The organism is Methanobrevibacter sp. (assembly GCF_036307625.1).
Lineage (GTDB): Archaea > Methanobacteriota > Methanobacteria > Methanobacteriales > Methanobacteriaceae > Methanocatella.
The window spans coordinates 1-2,945 of the sequence record NZ_JAXJXF010000160.1 but is presented as its reverse complement, the minus strand read 5'-3'; the positions used below and the strand labels follow the sequence as shown (position 1 = coordinate 2,945).

5 protein-coding genes are annotated in these 2,945 nt (G+C 34.4%); 4 read left to right on the top strand and 1 reads right to left on the bottom strand.

Features of this window, described 5'->3' with window-relative positions; translation table 11 throughout:
* The first annotated feature begins 86 nt into the window (after positions 1-86).
* The 4 genes from UIB65_RS10245 (at position 87) to UIB65_RS10230 (ending at position 2,661) form a co-directional block, all read left to right on the top strand.
* Positions 87-683 carry a hypothetical protein gene (locus UIB65_RS10245; RefSeq protein WP_330041471.1) on the top strand — a complete coding sequence of 199 codons (597 nt, stop codon included), beginning with the start codon at positions 87-89 and terminating at the stop codon, positions 681-683.
* Between the two features lie 163 nt (positions 684-846).
* Positions 847-1,467, top strand: a complete 621-nt coding sequence (locus UIB65_RS10240) for a hypothetical protein (RefSeq protein WP_330041469.1) — start codon at positions 847-849, stop codon at positions 1,465-1,467.
* A 26-nt stretch (positions 1,468-1,493) separates the two neighbouring features.
* Complete coding sequence (locus UIB65_RS10235; RefSeq protein WP_330041467.1) at positions 1,494-2,102, top strand: adhesin; 609 nt, start codon at positions 1,494-1,496, stop codon at positions 2,100-2,102.
* A 13-nt stretch (positions 2,103-2,115) separates the two neighbouring features.
* Positions 2,116-2,661 carry a hypothetical protein gene (locus UIB65_RS10230; RefSeq protein ID WP_330041465.1) on the top strand — a complete coding sequence of 182 codons (546 nt, stop codon included), beginning with the start codon at positions 2,116-2,118 and terminating at the stop codon, positions 2,659-2,661.
* Positions 2,662-2,757: 96 nt separating this feature from the next.
* Here UIB65_RS10230 and UIB65_RS10225 read toward each other — a convergent pair.
* The coding region (locus tag UIB65_RS10225; protein ID WP_330041464.1) for a zinc-ribbon domain-containing protein at positions 2,758-2,945 on the bottom strand (188 nt) is incomplete at its 5' end.

Genomic DNA, 2,945 nt, shown 5'->3' with positions numbered 1-2,945 from the left:
TTTGATTTTGTGCATTATTTTCATTGCCGAAAATGTTAATATTTAAGTTGTGTATAAATAGTATTAGTTTATGGGGAGGAACTTAAATGGAAAACAAAAACATAATCATAATATTGCTTGTGATAATTGTTATTCTTGCTGCTGCAATCGGATTTATGGTATTGAAACCGATGCATGCAAAAGAACCGACAAAAATCAAAGTAACCAGCAATAAAACTTTATATGAAGGCAAGGACTTGACCGTTAAATTAACAGATTTAAACAAAACTCCATTGTCCAAACAGAATGTCAACATTACAATCAAAAACGACAAAGGCAAGGTTGTTGCAAATAAGACTGTCAAAACCGATGACAAGGGCAATGCAAAAATGGATTTGAAGCTTCAAAAGGGAAAATATGACGTTGATGTAAGCTATGGTGGAAATGAAAACTATACCGGAAACAACACAACACAGAAACTAACTGTCAAGGAAAAGGAGAAGGTTGCAGAATCACAGCCAACCCATTCGAGCGACACTTATGTTGAAAGAACAGAAGGAAACTTTAAATATGGATATAAGGATGGAAGATATGGTTTCTGGACACCAAGCGGAAATTTCATTGAGGACAAGAGCCGTGCAATAAGCGGACAAGATCCAAAAGAGCCGTTCATGAGAGATGGTGATTTCTATTCACAACTCTAACTTAATTTCTTGAAATGGTAACTGTCTGCAGTTACTTATTTTTTTATTTTTACAGATGATGTGATTTGATATGATAGCATTTGTGCAGTAGATTAATCAATACTGATTATTTAAATCACTGTCAACTGATATGCTAACAAGATTAATACGTGGAAGGTATAATATGGAAAGCAAAAACATTATAATAATTTTTTTAGTAATAATAGTTATTCTTGCGGCAGCTATTGGAATAACTGTTTTACATCCTTTTGATACAAAACAACCAAGTAAATTAAAAATAACAAGCAATAAAACCTTAAATGAGGGCAGTGCATTAACTTTTAAATTAACTGATTTGAATAAAACACCGATTTGTGACGAAATTGTAAACATTACCGTAACAGATAGTAAAGGCAAGGTGGTCTTTGATAATGTGGTGAAAACCGACTCAAAGGGCAATGCTAAAGTTGATTTGGATTTAAAGAAAGGCAAATACAATGTCACTGTGAATTTTGGAGGCAATAAGAACTATACTGCATCCAATGCTACTCAAAATTTGACAGTTAAGGAGAAAACTGTTGAAGCGCAACCTGCTTCACAATCCAATCAAGCCCAATCATCTTCCAATGATGATAATTACTATAATGGTTATTCAAGAAGCAGTTTTAGTGAGGGAGAACAGGCCGCCATAGATGATGCAAGAGCCCATGGCTATAGCAGTCCTGCAGACTATCATAGGGCAACCGGTAAAACTGCAGGTCAAGCATATATAGATTCTCATCCGGAATATTATGATAGGCGTTAAAATACAACTGATTTTAGAGGTTTAAAATGGAAAACAAAAATATAATCATAATACTGGTTGTGATAGTTGTCATTCTTGCAGTTGCTGTAGGAGTGATGGCCTCCCAGCAAATGGCAAAGGAAAAGTCAAATTTAAAAATTGCCGATAAAAGCATCAACGTTGGTGATGCATTGGTTTTCAAATTAACCGATAACAATGGAAATCCGATTTCAAATGAAACAATTAAAATAAAACTTATAGACAAAAAAGGATTGACAACTGATAAGGAAATAAAAACAAATTCCAAAGGTCAGGCTAAATTTAAGATGACTGAAAAAGGCAAATATTCCGTTGAATGCACATTTAATGGAAACGGCAAATATTCATCAAGTTCCGATTCAGGAAATGTCAGCGTTAATGAGGCAACTACTAAAGTAGTCAATAATCAAAAAACAAGTAATTCTAATTCAGCATCCGGTTTAAGTGAAGACGGATATTCATATTATCCAGGAAGTGGTCCGGCAGTCGATTCAATGGGTAAAACCCGTGAGTATGCAATTGCAAACAACTGGCATTATATACCTCAATCAATCGACGGGAGGGATGCTGGAGTATACGTGCCTTATGATGCCAAAGCAGGATGCTATCACACTTAAGGAGTGTTTTTAAATGGAAAGCAAAAATATCATTATCGTATTGATCGTAATAATTTTGATACTTGCAGTCATGATTGGAATAACAGTATTGCATCCGTTCGATACTAAACAAGCAAGCAAAGTAAAAATTACCAGCAATAAGACTTTGACTGAAGGGGATAATTTAACCGTTAAATTAACGGACCTGAATAAAAGCCCAATATCCAAAGAGAAGGTCAACATCATAATTAAGGACAGCAAAGGCAAGGTTGTAGCAAATAAAACAGTGCAAACCAACGATAAAGGTAATGCAAAACTGGATTTGGATTTGAAGAAAGGAAAATACGATGTCAGTGCTCGGTATGATGGAAATAAAAACTACACTGGTAACAACACAACACAGGAATTGACCGTTAAAGAAAAAGTGATTGTAGCAGAACCTACCAGTTCGTCTAGCTATGATCCAGGTGCATTTTACAGTCGTCAATCAATGAAAACTTTTTATACTGGAGATATTGTTCAGCAACCTGGTGGCGGTTATGCAAGGCATCTTGGAAACAATAGATGGGAACCATTATAGTGGAATTTTAATCAGGTAGATGCAACTGCATCTACTAAATTTCTTTTTTTATAATTTAACTACTTCTGAAATTCCGAGAAATAAATATTTCATGGATTAATTATTATTTATTTGTGTTCCACATTCAGTACAAAATGCATTATCTGGAGAAACTTCTGCACCACAATTTCCACAATATTTGGTTGAAGCTTCAATATTATTTTCAACGGGAGCTTTTTCATTATTATTTTCAGATAAAAGTTCTTGTTTCAGTGAAGCAAATTCTTCATTAGATAGTAATCCCT